This is a genomic window from Paractinoplanes maris, from assembly GCF_023544465.1.
GTDB classification, from domain to species: Bacteria; Actinomycetota; Actinomycetes; order Mycobacteriales; family Micromonosporaceae; genus Actinoplanes; species Actinoplanes maris.
The window spans coordinates 458,093-476,791 of record NZ_JALPVL010000002.1 but is presented as its reverse complement, the minus strand read 5'-3'; the positions used below and the strand labels follow the sequence as shown (position 1 = coordinate 476,791).

At 69.4% G+C, this 18,699-nt stretch carries 19 protein-coding genes; 7 read left to right on the top strand and 12 right to left on the bottom strand.

Annotated elements, in window-relative coordinates; all coding sequences use genetic code 11:
* Positions 1 to 55: 55 nt before the first annotated feature.
* A complete protein-coding gene (locus tag NAG42_RS07140; RefSeq protein WP_250028938.1) occupies positions 56 to 1,063 on the bottom strand; it encodes a LacI family DNA-binding transcriptional regulator in 1,008 nt (335 codons plus the stop codon).
* Positions 1,064 to 1,195: 132 nt separating this feature from the next.
* Between NAG42_RS07140 and NAG42_RS07135 the strand changes: the two genes are divergently transcribed.
* From NAG42_RS07135 to NAG42_RS07125, 3 genes are all read left to right on the top strand, one after another.
* Complete coding sequence (locus NAG42_RS07135) at positions 1,196 to 2,245, top strand: sugar ABC transporter substrate-binding protein (RefSeq protein ID WP_250028935.1); 1,050 nt, start codon at positions 1,196 to 1,198, stop codon at positions 2,243 to 2,245.
* A gap of 2 nt (positions 2,246 to 2,247) precedes the next feature.
* A complete protein-coding gene (locus NAG42_RS07130; protein WP_250028934.1) occupies positions 2,248 to 3,261 on the top strand; it encodes an ABC transporter permease in 1,014 nt (337 codons plus the stop codon).
* 85 nt (positions 3,262 to 3,346) lie between these two features.
* The gene (locus NAG42_RS07125; RefSeq protein WP_250028932.1) at positions 3,347 to 4,168 is read left to right on the top strand and encodes an ATP-binding cassette domain-containing protein; all 822 of its coding nucleotides are present in this window, start codon (positions 3,347 to 3,349) and stop codon (positions 4,166 to 4,168) included.
* 46 nt (positions 4,169 to 4,214) lie between these two features.
* Here NAG42_RS07125 and NAG42_RS07120 read toward each other — a convergent pair whose 3' ends face one another.
* Complete coding sequence (locus NAG42_RS07120; RefSeq protein WP_250028930.1) at positions 4,215 to 4,421, bottom strand: hypothetical protein; 207 nt, start codon at positions 4,419 to 4,421, stop codon at positions 4,215 to 4,217.
* Positions 4,422 to 4,501: 80 nt separating this feature from the next.
* Here NAG42_RS07120 and NAG42_RS07115 point away from each other — a divergent pair, with 80 nt between their 5' ends.
* Entirely contained in the window at positions 4,502 to 5,305 is an 804-nt protein-coding gene (locus tag NAG42_RS07115) for an endonuclease/exonuclease/phosphatase family protein (RefSeq protein ID WP_250028928.1), read from the top strand.
* 114 nt (positions 5,306 to 5,419) lie between these two features.
* On the opposite strand, the gene rhaI is transcribed toward NAG42_RS07115, so the two are convergent.
* The 6 genes from rhaI to NAG42_RS07085 are packed head-to-tail and all read right to left on the bottom strand — an operon-like array spanning position 5,420 to position 11,634.
* On the bottom strand, positions 5,420 to 6,586 hold the full coding sequence (gene rhaI, locus NAG42_RS07110; protein WP_250028927.1) for an L-rhamnose isomerase: 1,167 nt from the start codon (positions 6,584 to 6,586) through the stop codon (positions 5,420 to 5,422).
* Positions 6,583 to 6,918, bottom strand: a complete 336-nt coding sequence (locus NAG42_RS07105) for an L-rhamnose mutarotase (RefSeq protein WP_250028925.1) — start codon at positions 6,916 to 6,918, stop codon at positions 6,583 to 6,585. The genes rhaI and NAG42_RS07105 overlap by 4 nt, the downstream gene beginning before the upstream one ends.
* A 14-nt stretch (positions 6,919 to 6,932) precedes the next feature.
* Positions 6,933 to 8,009, bottom strand: coding sequence for a rhamnose ABC transporter substrate-binding protein (gene rhaS, locus NAG42_RS07100; RefSeq protein ID WP_250028923.1), 1,077 nt, complete (start codon positions 8,007 to 8,009; stop codon positions 6,933 to 6,935).
* Positions 8,010 to 8,034: 25 nt separating this feature from the next.
* Complete coding sequence (locus tag NAG42_RS07095; RefSeq protein WP_250028921.1) at positions 8,035 to 9,066, bottom strand: ABC transporter permease; 1,032 nt, start codon at positions 9,064 to 9,066, stop codon at positions 8,035 to 8,037.
* Positions 9,059 to 10,102: an ABC transporter permease gene (locus tag NAG42_RS07090; RefSeq protein WP_250028919.1), complete on the bottom strand. Its 1,044-nt coding sequence runs from the start codon at positions 10,100 to 10,102 to the stop codon at positions 9,059 to 9,061. Before NAG42_RS07090 ends, NAG42_RS07095 begins: the two co-directional genes overlap by 8 nt.
* The gene (locus NAG42_RS07085) at positions 10,099 to 11,634 is read right to left on the bottom strand and encodes a sugar ABC transporter ATP-binding protein (RefSeq protein WP_250028917.1); all 1,536 of its coding nucleotides are present in this window, start codon (positions 11,632 to 11,634) and stop codon (positions 10,099 to 10,101) included. Before NAG42_RS07085 ends, NAG42_RS07090 begins: the two co-directional genes overlap by 4 nt.
* 148 nt (positions 11,635 to 11,782) lie before the next feature.
* On the opposite strand from NAG42_RS07085, the gene NAG42_RS07080 reads away from it, so the two are divergent.
* A complete protein-coding gene (locus tag NAG42_RS07080) occupies positions 11,783 to 12,859 on the top strand; it encodes a LacI family DNA-binding transcriptional regulator (RefSeq protein WP_250028915.1) in 1,077 nt (358 codons plus the stop codon).
* 69 nt (positions 12,860 to 12,928) lie between these two features.
* Here NAG42_RS07080 and NAG42_RS07075 read toward each other — a convergent pair whose 3' ends face one another.
* From NAG42_RS07075 to NAG42_RS07060, 4 genes are read right to left on the bottom strand one after another with little or no spacing between them, the layout of a single operon-like run.
* Positions 12,929 to 13,339, bottom strand: a complete 411-nt coding sequence (locus NAG42_RS07075; protein ID WP_250028913.1) for a roadblock/LC7 domain-containing protein — start codon at positions 13,337 to 13,339, stop codon at positions 12,929 to 12,931.
* 39 nt (positions 13,340 to 13,378) lie between these two features.
* On the bottom strand, positions 13,379 to 14,137 hold the full coding sequence (locus NAG42_RS07070) for a hypothetical protein (protein WP_250028911.1): 759 nt from the start codon (positions 14,135 to 14,137) through the stop codon (positions 13,379 to 13,381).
* Between the two features lie 5 nt (positions 14,138 to 14,142).
* On the bottom strand, positions 14,143 to 14,589 hold the full coding sequence (locus NAG42_RS07065; protein ID WP_250028909.1) for a hypothetical protein: 447 nt from the start codon (positions 14,587 to 14,589) through the stop codon (positions 14,143 to 14,145).
* Positions 14,586 to 14,957: a hypothetical protein gene (locus NAG42_RS07060; protein WP_250028907.1), complete on the bottom strand. Its 372-nt coding sequence runs from the start codon at positions 14,955 to 14,957 to the stop codon at positions 14,586 to 14,588. Before NAG42_RS07060 ends, NAG42_RS07065 begins: the two co-directional genes overlap by 4 nt.
* A gap of 390 nt (positions 14,958 to 15,347) precedes the next feature.
* Here NAG42_RS07060 and NAG42_RS07055 point away from each other — a divergent pair, with 390 nt between their 5' ends.
* Together NAG42_RS07055 and NAG42_RS07050 are read left to right on the top strand one after the other, a co-directional pair.
* Positions 15,348 to 17,363 (top strand): bifunctional aldolase/short-chain dehydrogenase, encoded by a 2,016-nt coding sequence (locus tag NAG42_RS07055; protein WP_250028905.1) that lies wholly within the window; start codon positions 15,348 to 15,350, stop codon positions 17,361 to 17,363.
* A complete protein-coding gene (locus NAG42_RS07050; protein WP_250028903.1) occupies positions 17,360 to 18,697 on the top strand; it encodes a rhamnulokinase in 1,338 nt (445 codons plus the stop codon). Before NAG42_RS07055 ends, NAG42_RS07050 begins: the two co-directional genes overlap by 4 nt.
* Positions 18,698 to 18,699 lie beyond the last annotated feature (2 nt).

Sequence of the window (18,699 nt, the reverse complement as noted above, 5' to 3'; positions counted from 1 at the left end):
GTGACGCTTTCGATTTGCGGAGGGTCATATGTTCAGTTCGCGGGGGATGGCGTGTTCAGTTTGCCAGGGGGATCGCCGGCAGTTCGCCGGAGCCGCGGGGGATCAGGGTGGTGGGGATGCGGATCTCGCGGGGTGGGCCGGCGTAGCCGTCGATGCGTTCGAAGAGGGCCGCGGCGGCGGTGCGGCCCATCCGGGACGGGTCCTGGGCGACCACCGTGACCGGAGGGTCGAGCAGGTCGGCCAAAGGGAAGTCGTCGAAGCCGATCAGGGCGACGGACCGCTCGCGGCCGAGGCGGCGTAACGCGCGTACGGCACCTATGGTCACCATGCTCTGCGTCGTGAACAAGGCCGTCGGTGGGTCGGGCGCCCGCAGCATGGCGATGGCCGCCCTCTCGGCCGCGGTCGGATCGTGCAGATCGTGCACCGCCGGGCCGGGATGGCTGCCGAGCGCGCGCCGGTAGCCGCGGTGGCGTTCTTCCGCCGTCGACAGCAGCCGGCGTCCGCCCAGGTATCCGATGCGGCGGTGGCCCTGGGCGACGAGATGGCGGATGGCGCCGGCCGCTCCGGAGACGTTGGTCGAGACCACCGAGTCGCCGATGACACCGGCCGGGAGGCGGTCGACGAAGACCACCGGCATGCCGGTGTGCGCCCGGAGATGGGCCAGGTCGCCGCCGGTGGGGGCCAGGATCAGGCCGTCGGTCTGGCGCTCGGCGAACGCGGTGGCGAGCGCCTGTTCGCGTACGGGGTCCTGATCGAGACTGCCGGTCAGCACGTGGATCCCGCGGGCTCGCGCCTGATCTTCCACCGCCCGGTGCAGGGCGGCCGAGAAGGGGTGGGACACGTCGTCCAGCAGCACGCCGATCGTCCTCGTGCGACGGTCGTTGCGGCGCAGCATGCTGGCGCCCAGATGGGGGCGGTAGTCGAGCGACTCGACCGCCGCGCGCACCTTGGCGGCCAGGTCGGGGGCCACCGTCGTCTCGCCGTTGACCACCCGGGACACCGTCTTGAGGCTCACCCCGGCGGTGCGGGCGACGTCGTTCATGGTCGGCCGTTGAGGCGTCATGCATCCACCTCCGTCGATGTTGATCACGGACCGCAACATCTTGGAAACTCATTGTTGACACGGAGTGAAGGCGGGCGTCTACTGCCAGACAACGTTGTCTTTCAATTTCGGCTAAATCGGTTTGGAGGAGACATGCGCGATCCGACCATGTCTCGGGCCGGAAGAATGCTGGCCGCGAGCTGCGTGGCGACACTGCTGCTCGGTACGGCCGCAGCCTGCAACAGAGGCACCGGCGAGGACGTCGTCGGTCTCATCACCAAGACCGACACCAACCCCTTCTTCGTCCAGATGAGAGAGGGCGCCCAGGGCGAGGCCAAGACCCAGGGCGTCGAGCTGCAGAGCTTCGCCGGCAAGCAGGACGGCGACAACGAGGCTCAGGTGCAGGCGATCGAGAACCTGATGTCGTTCGGCGCCAAGGGCTTCCTGATCACCCCGAACGACTCGAAGGCGATCGTCCCCTCGATCGACAAGGCGCATGAACTGGACATGCTGGTCATCGCGCTGGACACACCGGTCGACCCGCCCAACGCGGCCGACGCCACCTTCGCCACCGACAACTATCAGGCCGGCAAGCTGATCGGGCAGTGGGCCAAGGCGAAGTTCGCCAAGGACGGCAAAGAGGCGAAGATCGCCATGCTCGACCTCAACGCCAACCAGGTCTCCGTCGACGTCAAGCGGGACCAGGGCTTCCTCGACGGCTTCGGCATCGACGTGGCCGATCCCAACCGGATCGGCGACGAGAACGATCCGCGGATCGCCGGTCACGACGTCACCGACGGCGCCGAGGACGGCGGTCGGACCGCCATGGAGAACCTGCTCCAGAAGGACTCCACGATCAACCTGGTCTACACGATCAACGAGCCCGCGGCGGCCGGGGCCTACCAGGCGCTCAAGTCGGCCGGGCGCGACCAGGACACGGTCATCGTCTCCATCGACGGCGGCTGCCCGGGGGTCGACAACGTCTCCAAGGGCGTCATCGGCGCCACCTCGATGCAGTTCCCGCTCAAGATGGCCCAGCTCGGCATCGAGGCCATCGCGCAGTTCGCCAAGGACGGCACCCGCCCGCAGGCGACCGAGGGCAAGGACTTCGTCGACACCGGAACTGACCTGATCACCGACGACCCGCAGGCCGGCGTCGAGTCCAAGGACTCGGCGTGGGGCAAGCAGAACTGCTGGGGCTAATCATGGCTACTGCCACCGCCGACTTCGACGTACGCAAGAGTGACTCGCTCGGCCTGCGCATCCAACACATCCTGCACTCCAACCCGATCCTCGGACCGCTGGCCGTGCTGCTCGTCGCGATCATCGCCTTCTCGATCGTCAACGGGCGGTTCTTCACCGCGACGAACCTCTCGCTCGTCCTGCAACAGGTCACGGTCATCGCCACGCTCGCGCTCGGGCAGACGCTGATCATCCTGACCGCCGGCATCGACCTGTCGGCCGGCGCGATCGCCGTCTTCTCGTCGATCCTGATGGCCACGTTCTGCGTCAACGCCGGCGTGCCGGGCATCATCGCGCTGCTGCTCGGCTTCGCCTGCGGCACGGCGATGGGGGCGATCAACGGTTTCCTCGTCACCCGGATAAAGCTGCCACCCTTCATCGTCACGCTGGGCACGCTGACCATCTTCTTCTCGCTCAACTCGGTGGTCAGCAACAGCGAGACGATCCGCGGCTCGGACATGCCGTCGCTGATGACCTGGACCGGCGACTCGATCCCGATCGGCAACTTCCGGCTCACGTACGGCTCGATCATCATGTTGGTGCTGTTCGGGTTCTTCTTCTACGCGCTGCGGTCCACCGCCTGGGGCAAGCACGTCTACGCCACCGGGGACGACGCCGAGGCCGCCCGCCTGGCCGGCATCCGGACGAGCCGGGTGCTGTTCTCGGTCTACACGGTGGCCGGGCTGCTCTACGCGATCGGCGGCTGGATCCTGATCGGCCGGCTCGCCTCGGCCAGCCCCAACGTGGGCGTCGAGTACAACCTCGACTCCATCACCGCCGTCGTGCTCGGCGGCACCAGCCTCTTCGGCGGCCGCGGGGCCGTGCTGGGCACGCTGGTCGGCGCGCTGATCGTCGGCGTGTTCCGCAACGGCCTGCAGCTGGGCGGCGTCGAGGTGGTCTGGCAGGGCTTCGCCATCGGCCTGCTGGTGCTCATCGCCGTCTCGCTCGACCAGTGGATCAGGAAGGTTAAGACATGACCGACTGCACCGAGCGGCAATCACCCGCACCGCCCGACGGCCTCGCAGGCGAGGGCCAGGAGGGCACGTCTCCGGAGGCGCAGCCGTGACCTCGGATACCGACACCACTCCGGCGAGCCCGCGGCACGCGGCCGACCGGACACCCGTCCTGCAGGCGAAGGGACTGGTCAAGAAGTACGGCCGGGTCGTCGCGATCGACGGCAGCGATCTCGAGCTCTACCCCGGGGAGATCCTCGCGGTCATCGGCGACAACGGCGCGGGCAAGTCCAGCCTGATCAAGGCCTTGTCGGGCGCCCTCGTGCCGGACAGCGGCGAGATCTACCTCGACGGGCGGCAGATCCAATTCCGTACGCCGATGGACGCGCGCTCGGCGGGCATCGAGACCGTCTATCAGACGCTGGCCGTGGCGCCCGGGCTGGACATCGCCGACAACCTGTTCCTCGGCCGGGAGCAGCGCAAGGCCGGACCGATGGGGTCGATCTTCCGGATGCTCGACCGCGGGCACATGCGCTCGGAGGCCAAACGGCACATGAGCGAGCTCGGCGTGGCCACCCTGCAGAACATCGGCCAGGCCGTCGAATCACTCTCCGGCGGTCAGCGGCAGGCGGTGGCGGTGGCCCGGTCGGCCGCGTTCGGCAGCAAGGTGGTGATCCTCGACGAGCCCACCGCGGCGCTCGGGGTCAAGGAGGGCAACCGGGTGCTCCAGCTGATCCGCGACGTCCGCGACCGTGGCCTGCCGGTCATCCTGATCAGCCACAACATGCCGCACGTGTTCGAGATCGCCGATCGGATCCACATCCAGCGGCTGGGCCGCCGGGCCACGGTCATCACCCCGAAGAGCCACTCGATGAGCGAGGCGGTGGCCATCATGACCGGCGCCGCCGAGCCACCCCCGCACACCGCTTGACCCGTCCCCGTCCCCAGGCCGGCGCCGGGCAACCGGCGCCGGCTACCTACTTCTTCTTCTTCTTGCCCTTGTCGTCGCCGAACATCTCACCGAGCATCTGGTTGTCGCGGTCGGTGGCGGTCTTGGGCTCCTTGACGGCCACCTTCCAGAACAGGAACACCACGACTGCCATCCAGGCCCACCACGGGATGCCGGACTCCGGCCCGAAGAGGGCGGTCGTCACGTCGTACGCGGTGTTGAGGTACTGGTCCATCCATGGCCCCCCGTCGCTGAATGTCGGCCCCCAGGATCGGCCGCGCGGCGCTGCGGCTGAGGAATTCGTAGAGTCGATTCATGCGGGCGATGACGTGGAACGTGTGGTGGCGGTTCGGCGGTGCCTGGCGCGAGCGCGAACCGGCCATCGCCGATGTGCTGGCGGAGGTCCAGCCGGACGTCGTGGGTCTGGTCGAGACCTGGTCCGGCGACGGGATCACCCAGCCACAGGTGCTCGCCGACCGCCTGGGTCACCATCAGGCGGTGTTCGCACCCACCTCGCTGCCGCCCGCACCGGACCCGCCGGAGAACCCGTCGCAGGCCGGCATCGAGATCGGGCTGGGACTGATCAGCCGGTGGCCGATCCGGACCACCGAGGTGCACGACCTGCCGCACCGGCAGCGCCCCGGCCCGCCGCCGACGGCGCTGCTGGCCACCCTCGATCATCCGCGCGGCCCGCTGCACGTGATCGTCTCGTGCCTCGAGTGGGAGCCGGCCTACGCCGCCGATCAGCTGGCCCAGAGCGAGGCCCTGGCCGCGCTGGCCGCGGATCCCCGGCTCGACGGCGACCTGCCGGTGCTGGTGCTGGGTGACCTCAACGCCGACGTGAGCCAGCCCGATCTGGCTCCCCTGCTCGCCGTTCTGACCGACACCTGGTCACTGGCCGGCGGCGATCCCGGTGCCGTGACCCTGAGCTCGGCCCTGCTGGAGGCTCCGCTCGAGGCCACCAAGCAGATCGACCGCCGAATCGACCACATCCTGGCCCGGCCGGGCCGGCCGGGGGCGGATCTCGCTGCCCGGCGGGCTTTCCTGGCCGGCACGCAGGCGGTCAACGGCCGGCACCCCTCCGACCACTTCGCCGTCGTGGTCGACCTCGACGTCTGAGCCGGCGGTCGACGGCCACCGGGCGACAGCATGCCGCGGTGGCCGTCGTTCGTTGCCGGGAGCGGCCCGGGCCGGGCCATGCTTGGCCCGGGCGACCAGGTGCGGAAAACGAGGTCAGGCGCCCCAGCCGGCCTGGGTGCCGCCGACGCGCTCGGCGATGATCTTTTCGTCGTGGCCGCTGCGGCGGTAGGCGGCGATCGGGTCGGGGTCCAGGCCGGCGTCGGTGCGGACCTCGGCCAGCAGCGGGCGGACGTCGGTGTTGTAGGCGTCCATGAAGACGGCGTTCGCCTCCAGGACGTCGCCGGCCTGCTGGGCGGCGGTCAGCGTGTCCCGGTCGACCAGCAGCGCCTTGGCCGTGGCCTCCTGCACGTTCATGATCGAGCGGATGATCGCCGGGATCTTCCGCTCGATGTTGTGGCACTGGTCGAGCATGAACGCGATGCCGTAGGCCGGGTCGAGGGCGCCGCCGCGGACGATCTCGTACATGATCCGGAACAGCTGGAACGGGTCGGCCGCCCCGACCATCAGGTCGTCGTCGGCGTAGAAGCGGCTGTTGAAGTCGAACGCGCCGAGCTTCTTCTGGCGCAGCAGGAACGCGACGATGAACTCGATGTTCGTGCTGGGCGCGTGGTGACCGGTGTCGATGCAGACGGTGGCCCGCTCGCCCAGCTCCAGGCAGTGCGCGTACGACGTACCCCAGTCCGGCACGTCCGTCGCGTAGAAGGCCGGCTCGAACAGCTTGTACTCCAGCAGCATCCGCTGGTTGCCGGTCAGCCGGTCGTACGCCTCGCGCAGGGCCGCCGCCAGCCGGTCCTGCCGGTTGCGCAGGTCGTCCTGGCCGGGGTAATTGATGCCGTCGGAGAACCACAGCTTGAGGTCGCGTGACCCGGTCCGGCCCATGATGTCGATCGCCTCGAGCAGGTGATCGGTGGCCTTGCGGCGGATCCCGGCGTCGGGGTTGGTGACCGAGCCCAGTTTGTAGTCGTCGTCCTGGAAGACGTTGGTGTTGATCGCGCCGATCTCCACGCCCAGGTCGCGGGCGTAGGCGCCGAGGGCGGCGTAGTCGTCCACCTTGTCCCACGGGATGTGCAGCGCCACCACCGGCGCGACGCCGGTGAACTGGTGCACCGTGGCGGCGTCGGCGATCTTCTCCTCGGGGTTGCGGGGCACCCCGGGCTGGGTGAAGACCTTGAAGCGGGTGCCCGAGTTGGCGTAGGCCCACGACGGGGTCTCGATGCGCTGTGCCGTCAGAGCGCGCTTGACGGCGGCGAGGTCGGTCATGGGGTCTCCTGAGAACTCTCGGAAAGGTGGAACACCTCGGTCAGCAGCGGGAACCCTTCGTCGTTGGGTCCGCCGCGGGCGAAGAACTCCGCCATTTCCGCTTGCCACCTGGTGTTGACGTCCAGCGCCGCCATTGCCGCCTGGGACGCCTCGAGATCGTCCGCCTCGACGTAGCCGATCAGCAGCCCGTCGCCGCGGAGGAAGAGGGAGTAGTTGCGCCAGCCGGTGGCCCGAAGCGCGTCCTGCATCTCGGGCCACACGGACTGGTGCCGCTCCACGTACTCGGCCATCCGCTCGGGGCGGACCTGGAGCTGGAAGCAGTAGCGGGGCATGTCGATCAAATCAATCAGAAGTTGAACTTGTCGATGTTTTCCTTGGTGAACTCGGTCGGCGGGCCGAGCACGATCTCGCCGTCGGCACCGATCGTGTACTCGCCGAGCTTGCCGGCCGTGAACTTCTCGCCCTCGGCGCCGGTGACCTTGCCGGAGGCCATGGCCGCGCCCGCGAACGCCGCCAGGTAGCCGATGTCGGCCGGGTTCCACAGCGCGAACTTCTTCACGGTGTCGTCCTTGACGTACTCGCGCATCTGGTTGGGCAGGCCGAGACCGGTCACCGCGACCTTGCCCTTGTAGCTGGACGAGCTGATGTAGCGCGCGGCCGCGGCGATGCCGACGGTGGTCGGCGCGACGATCGCCTTCAGGTTCGGGTACGACTGCAGCAGGCCCTGAGCCTCCTGGAACGACTTCTGGTCGTCGTCGTTGCCGTAGGCCACCTTGACCAGCTTGAGCTTCGCGTACTCGGGCTTCTTGAGCTCGGTCTTCATAACCTCGATCCAGGAGTTCTGGTTCGTGGCGTTGGGGGTGGCCGAGAGCACCGCGATCTCGCCCTCGCCACCGGCCTGCTCGAGCGCCATCTTGGCCAGCGACTCACCGATGCCCTGGGTGGTGGCCTGGTTGATGAACGCGTCGCGGCAGTCCTTGCTGGCGTCCGAGTCGAAGGTGATGACCTTGATCTTCGCGGCCCGGGCCTGGTTGAGCGACGGGCAGACCGCGTTCGGGTCGTTGGCCGCGACCACGATGACATCCTGCTGCTGCTGGATCAGCGTGTTGATGTACGACACCTGGGACGAGGCGGACGCGTCGTTCGGGCCGACCAGCTTGTACTCGCCCTTGAGCTCCTCGACGGCGACCTTGCCGCCACCGACTTCGACGTCCGTGTACGGGTTGTTCAGCTGCTTCGGCAGGAAGGCGATCTTCAGGCCCTCCTTGATCGCCGCGTTCGGGTCGGCCGCCGCCGACGCCTGGTTGCTGTCGCCACCGGTGTTGGACGCGCTGTCCTTGGTGGTTCCGCCGCAGGCGGTGAGGCCGGCGACAAGAAGTGCGGCCGAGGTGACGGAAAGTAGTGTGCGGGGGGAGCGAAGCACGGCGTACTCCAATCTCTTTCAGGCGTTATCGCGCGGAGGCTTGCCGCAGCTTGCGGCGGTGCCAATTCCCGCGTACGGCGGTAGTGACGTTGGGAAGCAGCACGGAGAGCACGAGCAGCGAGCCCGTGACGATGTTCAGCGCCTGCCCGGAGACGTCCTCCAGGCGCAACGCGTTCTGCAGTGCGGTCAGCAGCACGACACCGGCCAGCACGCCGGGCAGGCTGCCCTTGCCGCCGAAGATCGAGACCCCGCCCAGCAGGACGGCGGCGACCACGGCGAGTTCGAGGCCGGCGCCGTTGTCGGCCCGGGCGCTGGAGTAGCGCAGTGTCCACAGCACACCGACCAGGCCGGCCACGGCGCCACTCACCACGTACAGCCAGAATTTGGTCCGGGCCACCCGGATGCCGGAGAAATGCGCGGCCTGGGCGTTGGCCCCGATCGCGTAGAGCGAGCGCCCGAACGGGGTGGCGTGCTGCACGATCCCGAAGATCAGCGCGAGCGCGACGATCAGGATCAGCACGTTGGGCACGGCCCCGCCCCCGATCGTGCCGGTGACCCAGCCCGTGTAGTTCCACGGGAAGTCGGCCACCGCGCCGTCGCCGAGCACGACGAACGCGAGACCGCGGTAGAGCGCCAGCGTGCCGATCGTGACGGCCAGCGAGGGCAGGCCCAGCCCGGTGATCAGGAATCCGTTGACCACACCGCAGATCGCCCCGATCAGCACACAGATCGGGATGATCGTCTCGATCGACAGGCCCTGGTTCCACAGCCAGCCCATCATCGAGCTGGTCAGGCCGAGGGTGCTGGCCACCGACAGGTCGATCTCGCCGGTCACGATGATCATCGTCATCGGCAGCGCGATCAGGATGATCGGCAGCAGGTCGAGCACCATGAAGGTGAAGTTCCGGCTCGTGCCGAAGTTGTCCACCGAGATCGAGGCGATCACCAGGACCAGCCCGGTGAGCACCAGGATGATGCTGTCCCAGCTGGTCAGCCTGCTTTTCAGCGCGCCGCTCCGGTTCGCCGAGGGCCGCTTGCCGAGGTCGATGTCAGACATGCGCGTCCCTCTTTCGCAGCGAGCGGGCGATCCGCACGGCGACCAGGCGGTCGGCGCAGATGGCCAGGATGATCAGCGCACCCACGATGGCCTGCTGCCAGAACTGGTTGATGTCGAGCACCGCGAGGGCGCTGCCGATCACCGTGAGCAGCAGAGCGCCGAGGGCGGCACCCCACACCGAGCCGCTGCCGCCGAAGACCGCCACCCCGCCGACCACGACCGCCGCCACCACGTTCAGCTCCAGGCCGGTGCCGGCCGCGGCGTCGACCGTGCCGAACCGGGCCGCATAGAGCACACCGGCCAGCCCGGCCAGCGCTCCACTCAGGACGAAAGCGCCGAGCAGGTTGCGGGCGACCTTGATGCCGGCCAGCTCGGCCGCGGCGGGGCTGGAGCCCATCGCGTACAGCTCCCGGCCGACCCGGTAGTTGCGCATCATCACCGATCCGGCGGCCACCACGACCAGGGCGATCAGCACCAGCCAGGGAATGCCCAGGATGCTGTCGTTGGCGAAGGTCAGGAAGTGCCGGGGCAGTTCGTCCGCGTTGACCTGCGAGCCGCCGGCCCACGAATAGGTGATGCCGCGGTAGATGTAGAGCGTGCCCAGCGTGACCACCAGCGCGGGCACCTTGCCGTAACGCACCAGCACGCCGTTGACCAGCCCGGCGACCGCGCCGACGGCCAGGCCGGCCAGCAGCGCGACGATCATCGGCAGGTCCTGGTTGTTGCTCATCAGCGTGGCCACCGCGAAGGCGCTGATGCCGAGGACCGAGCCGACGCTGAGGTCGATGTTCCGGGTGATCACCACGACGGCCTGGCCGGTCGCCATGACGGCCAGGATCGCCGTGTTGAGCAGGTTGTCGCGGATGCTCTGCCCGGAGAGGAACCGGGGGTTGTCGATCGCGGTGTACGCCACCAGCAGGGCCAGCGCGAGCACGATGCCCAGCTCGCGGGTTTTCAGCAGGCCGCCGAAGCGCTTGGGTGCCGGGGCGCCGAGTGGCGCGTCGGTCGGGGCCGACCGATCGGACGTGACAGTCATGCTGCGTCTCCCATGGCGTGCTGGCCCATGGCCGCGTACATGACGGACTCCTCGGTGGCCTCGGCCCGGGTGAGCTGGGCGGCGACCCGGCCCTCGCGCAGCACCACGATGCGGTCGGCCATGCCCAGCACCTCGGGCAGCTCGGACGAGACCATGACGACGGCGAGACCGTCGGCGGCCAGCGACGACATCAGCCGGTGCACCTCGGCCTTGGTGCCGACGTCGATACCGCGGGTGGGCTCGTCGACGATCAGCAGGCTCGGGCCGGTGGAGAGCCACTTGGCCAGCACGACCTTCTGCTGGTTGCCACCGGAGAGCGTGCCGACCGCGTCGCTGAGCCGGCCCAGCTTGGTCTGCAACTTCCCGGTCCAGGTGGCCGCGTGGTCGCGCTCGGCACCGCCGAAGAGCAGACCCAGCCGCGACAACTTCCGGGCCCGGGGCAGCGTCACATTGCGCTCGATGGACAGCTCCATCACCAGTCCCTGCTGACGACGGTCCTCGGGGACGAGCGCCATGCCGGCCGCCATCGCCGCCCGCGGTGAGCCTTTCCGGAGGCGCCGGCCCTGCACCCTGACCGTGCCCGAGTCGTACGGGTCGACGCCGAACACCGCCTGCATGACCTCGGACCGACCGGCGCCGACCAGTCCCGCCAGCGCGACGATCTCACCGGATCGGACGGAGAAGGAGATGTCCTTGAAGACGCCCGCCCGGGACAGGCCCTCGACCTCGAGCACCACCTCGCCCGGCTCGACGTCCTGCTTGGGGAAGAGCGCGCTCAGGTCGCGCCCGACCATCCGCCGGATCATGTCGTCGACGCTCAGGCCGGCGACCAGCTCGGTGGCCACATGCTTGCCGTCCCGCATGATCGTCACCCGCTCGCACAGGGCGGTGATCTCTTCGAACCGGTGCGAGATGAACATGATCGCGGCGCCCTCGTCGCGCAGCGACCGCACCACCGCGAACAAACGCTCCACCTCGACCGCGGACAACGCCGCCGTCGGCTCATCCATGATCAGCACCCGGGCCTCGGACGACAGCGCCTTGGCGATCTCGACCAGTTGCTGATCGGCGATCGACAGGCCCCTCGCCGGCCGGTCCGGGTCGAGCGGGACGCCGAGCCGCCGGAAGAGCCGCTCGGCGTTCGCGGACATCTGCTTACGGTCGATCTGGCGCAGCTTGGTCAGCGGCTGGTTGCCGATCGCGATGTTCTCGGCCACCGACAGATCGGGGAAGAGCGTCGGCTCCTGATAGATGACCGCGATGCCGGCCGCCTTGGCGTCGGCCGGTCCGGCGAAATCCACGTCGACGCCGTCGACCCGCAGTGTGCCGGTGTCCGGACGGTGCACACCGGCCAGCATCTTGACGATGGTGGACTTGCCCGCCCCGTTCTCGCCGACGAGCGCGTGCGCCTCACCGCCGAAGAGCGGGAAGCTGACCCCCTGCACGGCGGCGACCGCGCCGAACGACTTCGAGACGTCGTGGACCTCTAGCCTGGGCGGCTGGTCCTCGGGCCGGGCGTTTGCCTCCGCCACGGGCCACCTCCGTCGGGTAAGTTTGAAATGTTTCAGTTCAGGTACGAGCAACGTAGGTGGCCCCGATCACACCTGTCAAGCGTTGCTTGGACGTTGCTCCGAAACGTTGTGGAAACACTGCCGTTGCTTGGCTGTCGAGTGCCGTAGGATGCGGCTTCAACGTTTCAACGACCGCTTCGAGGAGGCTGCTGTGCTGAACGGCAGGACGCCGTCCGTCAAGGACGTCGCGGCCGCCGCAGGCGTCTCGCTGGGCACCGTCTCCAACGTGATGAACCGGCCCGAAGTGGTCAGTGCCCGCACCCGCGAGCGGGTCGAGCGGGCCATGTCCGAGCTCGGCTTCGTGCGCAACGAGTCGGCCCGCCAGCTGCGCGCCGGCACGAGCCGCACCCTGGCCTACGTGATGCTCGACGGCACCAACCCGTTCTTCCACGACGTGGCGCAGGGCATCGAGCTGGCCGCCGAGGACGCCGACCTGTCGCTGTTCATCTGCAACAGCAACAGCCGCCTGGCCCGCGAAGAGGTGCACCTCGACCGCCTGTTGCAGCAACGCGTCCAGGGCATCCTGATCACCCCGGTCGACCCGGCCGCCCCCCACCTCGACGAGCTGATCCGCCGCGGTGTCCCGATGGTGATCGTCGACCGCATCCGCAACGCCGACAGCTGTTGCTCGGTGGCCGTGGACGACGTGCTGGGCGGCCGCATCGCCGTCGAGCACCTCGCCGAGCAGGGGCACACCCGGGTTGCGTTCATCGGCGGTCCCGAGTCGCTCGGCCAGGTGCACGAGCGCCTGGTCGGGGCCCGCGAGATCTGGGAGTCGCTCGGCCGCGACCCGGACGACCTGATCTATCTGCCGACCGAGACGCTGTCGGTGGCCGAGGGTCGCTCGGCCGGCGAGCGCCTGGCTGGCCTGCCCGCGCGGCGGCGCCCGACCGCCGCCTTCTGCGCCAACGACCTGCTGGCCCTGGGCCTGCTGCAACAAATCATCGGGGCCGGCCTGCGCGTCCCCGAGGACCTGGCCATCGTCGGTTTCGACGACATCGAGTTCGCGGCGGCCGCCGCGGTGCCGCTGACCTCGGTGCGCCAGCCCCGTCAGGAGCTGGGCCGGGCCGCCGCCCAGCTGGTCCTCGACGAGGCCACCAACCCGGACCACCGCCACCGCCAGCTGCAGTTCACGCCCGAGCTGGTCGCGCGCGCCTCCACCGTGAAGCGCGCCCGCGCCCTCTGACCCGCTGTGGACAACGAATAAGACCGGGCCCCAGCGAGCGGCCCGGTCGAATACGAGTGGTGCGGGGTCTCAGCCGAAGTAGCCGGAGGACTCCACGGTCTGGATGCGCAGAAGGCCGGCCAGCCGGGCGGTCACCGGGCGCGCCTCCAAGTGCAAGCGGGCGATGTTGAGGCCGCTGTCGCCGATCACCGCGAGCAGCGCCAGATCGCCGACCGCGTACACCGCGAGGTAGCCACCCTGGTTGCGGATCGTCACCTCTTGGAAGCCGCCCTGCTGCAGGGCCGCTCCGCAGGTGCGGCTGATGCCGTGGGCACCCGCGGCCAGCGCCGCGATGTCGTGCGGCTCGGGGCCGGCCACGGTGTCGTGCAGGATCAGCAGGCCGTCGACGCCGGCGACGACGCAGCCGCGCACCCCGGTCACCTGATGCCGCAGCGCGGCCAGCTCAGCTCGAACAGCCTGATAGGGGTCGGAGGGTTGCACGCTTTCTCCAGGGGGTGGGAGGCCGGGCACACAAGGGGGTCAGAGTTGGCGGAGGCCGACCAGGACGCGGTCGAGGACGTGGTCGTCGGTCACATACGGCCGGCCCAGCAGGCTGAGCAGGTCGGAGCCCTCTTCCGGCTCGGGCGGGTCGAGACGGTTGCGCCGCGGCAGGCCGGCGGGCGAGCCGGCCGGACCGGGTTCCGCCGGGCCGAGGCCCAGCGATTCGGTGTCCGCCGCGCCGAAGCCGAGACGATCGGCGTCCGCCGGGCCGAAGCCGTGCGCCGGGCCGGAGCCGAGCGGTTCGGCACCCGCGGGAGCGAAGCCCGGCGAGAAGCCCGCCGACCGGAAACCCGGTGGGGGCGTGACCGAGGCGCTGAGGTCGACGGTGCCGTTGCCCACCTCCCGGGCTGTCGGGTCGAAAGTAGACGACGGTTGGGGCCGGACGACCTGACGGGCGTACGACGTGATGATCGAACCGAACTCCCGCCGGGCCATCGCCAGGTTGGCGCCGGCCCGGCGCAGGGTCAGGTGGGCGACGAGCGGCGCCTCTTCGCCCACCAGGCGCACGACGTGGAAGGCGTCCGCACTGGTGAGGAGGATGTCGCTGAGCTCGTCGGCCCCGTTCCCACCGAGCAGCACCAGACCGGCCGACGCCGCGGCGAGCGTGACGGTGGCGGCTGCTTCCTGCTCGGTCGGCGCGGTCTCACCCGCCCACCACAGCACTTTGGAGCCGTCCGGGTCGAGCAGGGACACCGCGTGGGCGCCGGGGATGCCCAGCGCCTCCGTCAGCGGTGGCACGGACATCAGCTGAGGCCGGCGTCCAGCTGCTTCATGACGAGGCGGGCCTGCGTCAGGATCATGCCCGTGTTGGCGGTCTTGCGGGCGACCACGACGGCGACGATGTCCTGGTTGGTGCTGCGCAGGAACACGTGCACGTACGACTCGCTCTGCGCCAGGAACTCCTGGAAGTAGTGCCGGTCGTCGAGCACGCCGTAGCGGGCCTTGAAGATCTCTTCGATCATCGTCACGTTGCGCCCCTGGAACAGGTCGAACGTGGCCGCCGCGATCAGGTCGAGCACCTCGTTGGGGTGCTCGTCCAGGGTATCCGCGGCGAGCAGCATGCCGGTGGACATGTCGACCAGGCCGGCGCCGATGCACTCGGGCACCTGGGCGCGGAACTGCTTGACGACGTCACCGATCAGCTGGGTGGTGCTCCGGATGCCCAGCCCGGTCTCGTCGACGGCCGTCATACGTCGAGCTCCGCTTCGATCTTGCGCAGCTGGTGACGGGCGAGGCCGAGGTTGGCCCGGTTCTTGTTCAGCGCCAGGTAGAGGAAGAACGCCTCGTTGCCGCGGCCCTGGAGCAGCCGGATCAGGTGGTACTGCGAGTCGAGCGTGATCAGCACGTCCTCGATGCTGTCGGCCAGGCCGAGCATCTCGAGGGTGCGCACCTTGGCCCGGATCACGTCGGTGTTGCCGGCGGCGGCGATGTTCATGTCCATGTTGAGGCCGCCGCCCATGACGCCCAGGGTCAGACCGCTGGTGTAGTCGACGAGAGCCACGCCGATGGCACCCTCGATCGTCATGGCTTCCTTGAGCGAAGTCTCGATGTTCGCCACTTAACTCCTCCTTCTCGTGCCGTCACCGCCGGTCACGAGGAACGGGGTCGTTCTTGATGTCGGCGCCAACACTGGCACGCCCAAGATTGCTTGCACACCGCAGCGTGGGCGAATCACTGCAGGTCAGACCAAAGATCTTGAGCCGTTGAGCGACTCACCCCCTTTGGGGTCGGCCGAACGGCGGCGAAGCGGTCGATTCGTCCGATGGACACGCACAACGGGCCTGATTTCGAAGCGACGCAAGGCAACGTTTCAATTGACAAGGACTTCTTGACCGGGGGCGCCACAGGCCCGTAATCTGTCGGCAACGTATGAAACGTTTCACCATTTTGTGCACCTAGCCGTGAGCACGTTTTCACCTGGCCGAAGGACACCATGACGAACCCCGCAGTGCGTGAGCTTCTGGAGCGCAGCAATCGGCTCGGCGCCGACCCGCGCAACACCAACTACGCCGGGGGGAACACCTCGGCCAAGGGCACCGAGACCGACCCGGTCACCGGCGAGCCGGCCGACTTGCTGTGGGTCAAGGGCTCCGGCGGCGACCTCGGCACCCTGACCGAGAAGGGTCTGGCCGTGCTCCGCCTCGACCGGCTCCGCGCATTGACCGGCACCTATCCGGGCGTCGAGCGCGAGGACGAGATGGTCGCCGCGTTCGACTACTGCCTGCACGGCCGGGGCGGCGCGGCCCCGTCGATCGACACCGCGATGCACGGCCTCGTCGAGGCGCCGCACGTCGACCACCTGCACCCCGACTCGGGCATCGCGATCGCCACCGCGGCCGACGGCCCGGCGCTGACCAAGGAGATCTTCGGCGACCGGGTGCTCTGGGTGCCGTGGCGCCGTCCCGGTTTCCAGCTCGGCCTCGACATCGCGGCCGTGCAGAAGGCCAACCCGCAGGCCATCGGCGTCATCCTGGGCGGGCACGGCATCACCGCGTGGGGCGCGACCAGCCAGGAGTGCGAGCGCAATTCGGTCGAGATCATCGAAGCCGCCGCCGCTTACCTGGCCGAGAAGGGCCGCAAGAACCCCTTCGGCTCGCAGAAGCATGCGAAGCTCGGCGACGGTGACCGGCACAAAAGGGCGGCGGCACTGTTCCCGGTCCTCCGGGGCCTCGCTTCCACCGATCGTGCGCAGGTCGGCCACTACACCGACAGCGACGTCGTCCTCGACTTCGTCGGCAGCGAGCGCCTCGGTGAGCTGGCCGCGAAGGGCACGAGCTGCCCCGACCACTTCCTGCGCACCAAGGTCAAGCCGATGGTGCTCGACACCGCGCCCGACGCCCCGCTCGACGAGGTCGTCGCCCGGGCCAAGGAGCTGCACGAGGCCTACCGCCAGGACTATCGCGCCTACTACGACCGGCACGCCACCGCCGGCACGCCGGCCCTCCGCGGCGCCGACCCGGCGATCGTGCTGGTGCCCGGCGTCGGCATGTTCTCGTTCGGCGCCAACAAGCAGACCGCCCGGGTCGCCGGCGAGTTCTATGTCAACGCCATCAACGTGATGCGCGGCGCCGAGTCCGTGTCGACGTACGCCCCGATCGACGAGGCCGAGAAGTTCCGCATCGAGTACTGGGCGCTCGAGGAGGCCAAGCTCCAGCGCATGCCCAAGCCGAAGCCGCTGGCCACCCGCGTCGCGTACGTGACCGGTGGCGGCTCGGGCATCGGGCGCGCGATCGCCCTGCGGCTGGCCGCTGAGGGCGCCTGCGTCGTGGTGGCCGACCGCGACGAGGAGGCCGCCCGGAATGTCGCGAACGAGATCGGTGGCAGCGACGTCGCGCTGGCGACAAAGGCCGACGTCACCAGTGCCGATGCCGTCGCGGCCTCCGTCCAGGAAGCGGTCCTGGCCTTCGGCGGGGTCGACCTGGTCGTCAACAACGCCGGACTGTCCATCTCGAAGCCGCTGCTCGAGACCACCGAGCAGGACTGGGACCTGCAGCACGACGTGATGGCCAAGGGCTCGTTCCTGGTGTCCCGCGAGACGGCCCGCGTCCTGGTCGCGCAGGGGATGGGTGGCGACATCATCTACATCTCGAGCAAGAACTCGATCTTCGCCGGGCCCAACAACGTCGCCTACGGCGCCACCAAGGCCGACCAGGCCCACCAGGTGCGTCTGCTGGCCGCCGAGCTGGGCGGTTTTGGCGTACGGGTCAACGGCATCAACCCCGACGGCGTCGTCCGTGGCTCGGGCATCTTCGCGGGTGGCTGGGGTGCGAAGCGCGCCGCCGTCTACGGCGTGCCGGAGGAGAAGCTGGGCGAGTACTACGCCCAGCGCACGCTGCTCAAGCGTGAGGTGCTGCCCGAGCACGTGGCCAACGCGGTGTTCGCGCTGACCGGCGGCGACCTGACCCACACGACCGGCCTGCACATCCCGGTCGACGCCGGCGTGGCCGCGGCCTTCCTGAGATGACCGCCTTCGCCGCGGTCGACCTCGGCGCGTCCAGTGGGCGCGTCATGGTCGGCCGCTTCGGAGACGGCCGCATCGAGCTCACCGAGACGCACCGGTTCGCCAACGAGCCGGTGCGGGCCGGCGGCACCCTGCACTGGGACATCCTCGGGCTCTACCGGGGCGTCCTCGAAGGCCTGCGGAAGGCCGGACCGGTCGCGAGCATCGGCATCGACTCGTGGGCGGTCGACTACGGCTTGCTGGACGCGTCGGGCGCACTGCTCGGCAATCCGGTGCACTACCGCGACGGGCGCACCGACGGGGTGCGACTGGACGGGAGCGACGAGAAGCTCTACGAGATCACCGGGCTGCAGAAGCTGCCGTTCAACACGATCTATCAGCTGGCGGCCGCGCGGGGAACGCCGCAGTTCGAGCTGGCGCAGCAGGTGCTGCTCATTCCCGACCTGCTGGCCTACTGGCTGACCGGCGAGATCGGTGCCGAGTACACCAACGCGTCGACGACCGGGCTGCTCGACGTGCGTACCCGGGACTGGTCGGCGCCGGTGCTGGCGGAACTCGGACTGCGACCGTCGTTGCTGCCGCCCATCCGGCAGCCGGGCTCGGTCATCGGCGAGTACGACGGCACGACCGTGACAGCCGTCGGGTCGCACGACACGGCGTCCGCGGTCGTGGGCGTGCCGGCGGCGGACGAGCATTTCGCGTACATCTCTTGTGGCACCTGGTCTCTGGTCGGTCTGGAGCTGCCCGGGCCGATGCTCAGCGCCGAGTCGCGGGCGGCCAACTTCACCAACGAGGGCGGGGTCGACGGCACGATCCGATACCTGCGCAACGTGATGGGGTTGTGGCCGCTGCAGGAGTGCATGCGCGAGTGGGGCTCGCCCGACATCGGGGAGCTGCTGCGGCAGGCCTCGCGGGAGAAGCCGGTGATCATCGACATCGACGACCCGGGGTTCCTGCCACCCGGCGGCATGGCCGAGCGGGTGGCCACGGCGGCGGGCCTGCCGGCCGACGCGAGCCCGGCGCTGCTGACCCGATGCATTGTGGACAGTCTGGCGCTGGCCCACCGCAAGGCGATCGAGCAGGCCCAGGCGCTGTCCGGGCGCCACGTCGACGCCATCCACATCGTCGGTGGCGGCGCCCGCAACGAGCTGCTCTGCCAGCTCACCGCGGACGCCTGCGGGCTGCCCGTGCTGGCCGGCCCGGTCGAGGCCACCGCGCTCGGCAACCTGCTCGTCCAGGCCCGGGCGGCCGGCGTCATCGACGGCGATCTGGCGGCGCTGCGGTCGGTTCTGCGCGACACTCAGCAGGTAATCCGGTACGACCCCGTAAGGAGGTAGCC

Coding starts and splice junctions, on each gene's coding strand:
- NAG42_RS07140 (WP_250028938.1), bottom strand. CDS start 1,063: ATGACGCCTCAACGGCCGACCATGAACGACGTCGCCCGCACCGCCGGG.
- NAG42_RS07080 (WP_250028915.1), top strand. CDS start 11,783: ATGCGGCTTCAACGTTTCAACGACCGCTTCGAGGAGGCTGCTGTGCTG.
- NAG42_RS07050 (WP_250028903.1), top strand. CDS start 17,360: ATGACCGCCTTCGCCGCGGTCGACCTCGGCGCGTCCAGTGGGCGCGTC.
- NAG42_RS07130 (WP_250028934.1), top strand. CDS start 2,248: ATGGCTACTGCCACCGCCGACTTCGACGTACGCAAGAGTGACTCGCTC.
- NAG42_RS07095 (WP_250028921.1), bottom strand. CDS start 9,066: ATGTCTGACATCGACCTCGGCAAGCGGCCCTCGGCGAACCGGAGCGGC.
- NAG42_RS07115 (WP_250028928.1), top strand. CDS start 4,502: ATGCGGGCGATGACGTGGAACGTGTGGTGGCGGTTCGGCGGTGCCTGG.
- NAG42_RS07105 (WP_250028925.1), bottom strand. CDS start 6,918: ATGCCCCGCTACTGCTTCCAGCTCCAGGTCCGCCCCGAGCGGATGGCC.
- rhaI (WP_250028927.1), bottom strand. CDS start 6,586: ATGACCGACCTCGCCGCCGTCAAGCGCGCTCTGACGGCACAGCGCATC.
- NAG42_RS07120 (WP_250028930.1), bottom strand. CDS start 4,421: ATGGACCAGTACCTCAACACCGCGTACGACGTGACGACCGCCCTCTTC.
- NAG42_RS07135 (WP_250028935.1), top strand. CDS start 1,196: ATGCGCGATCCGACCATGTCTCGGGCCGGAAGAATGCTGGCCGCGAGC.
- NAG42_RS07090 (WP_250028919.1), bottom strand. CDS start 10,102: ATGACTGTCACGTCCGATCGGTCGGCCCCGACCGACGCGCCACTCGGC.
- NAG42_RS07065 (WP_250028909.1), bottom strand. CDS start 14,589: ATGACGGCCGTCGACGAGACCGGGCTGGGCATCCGGAGCACCACCCAG.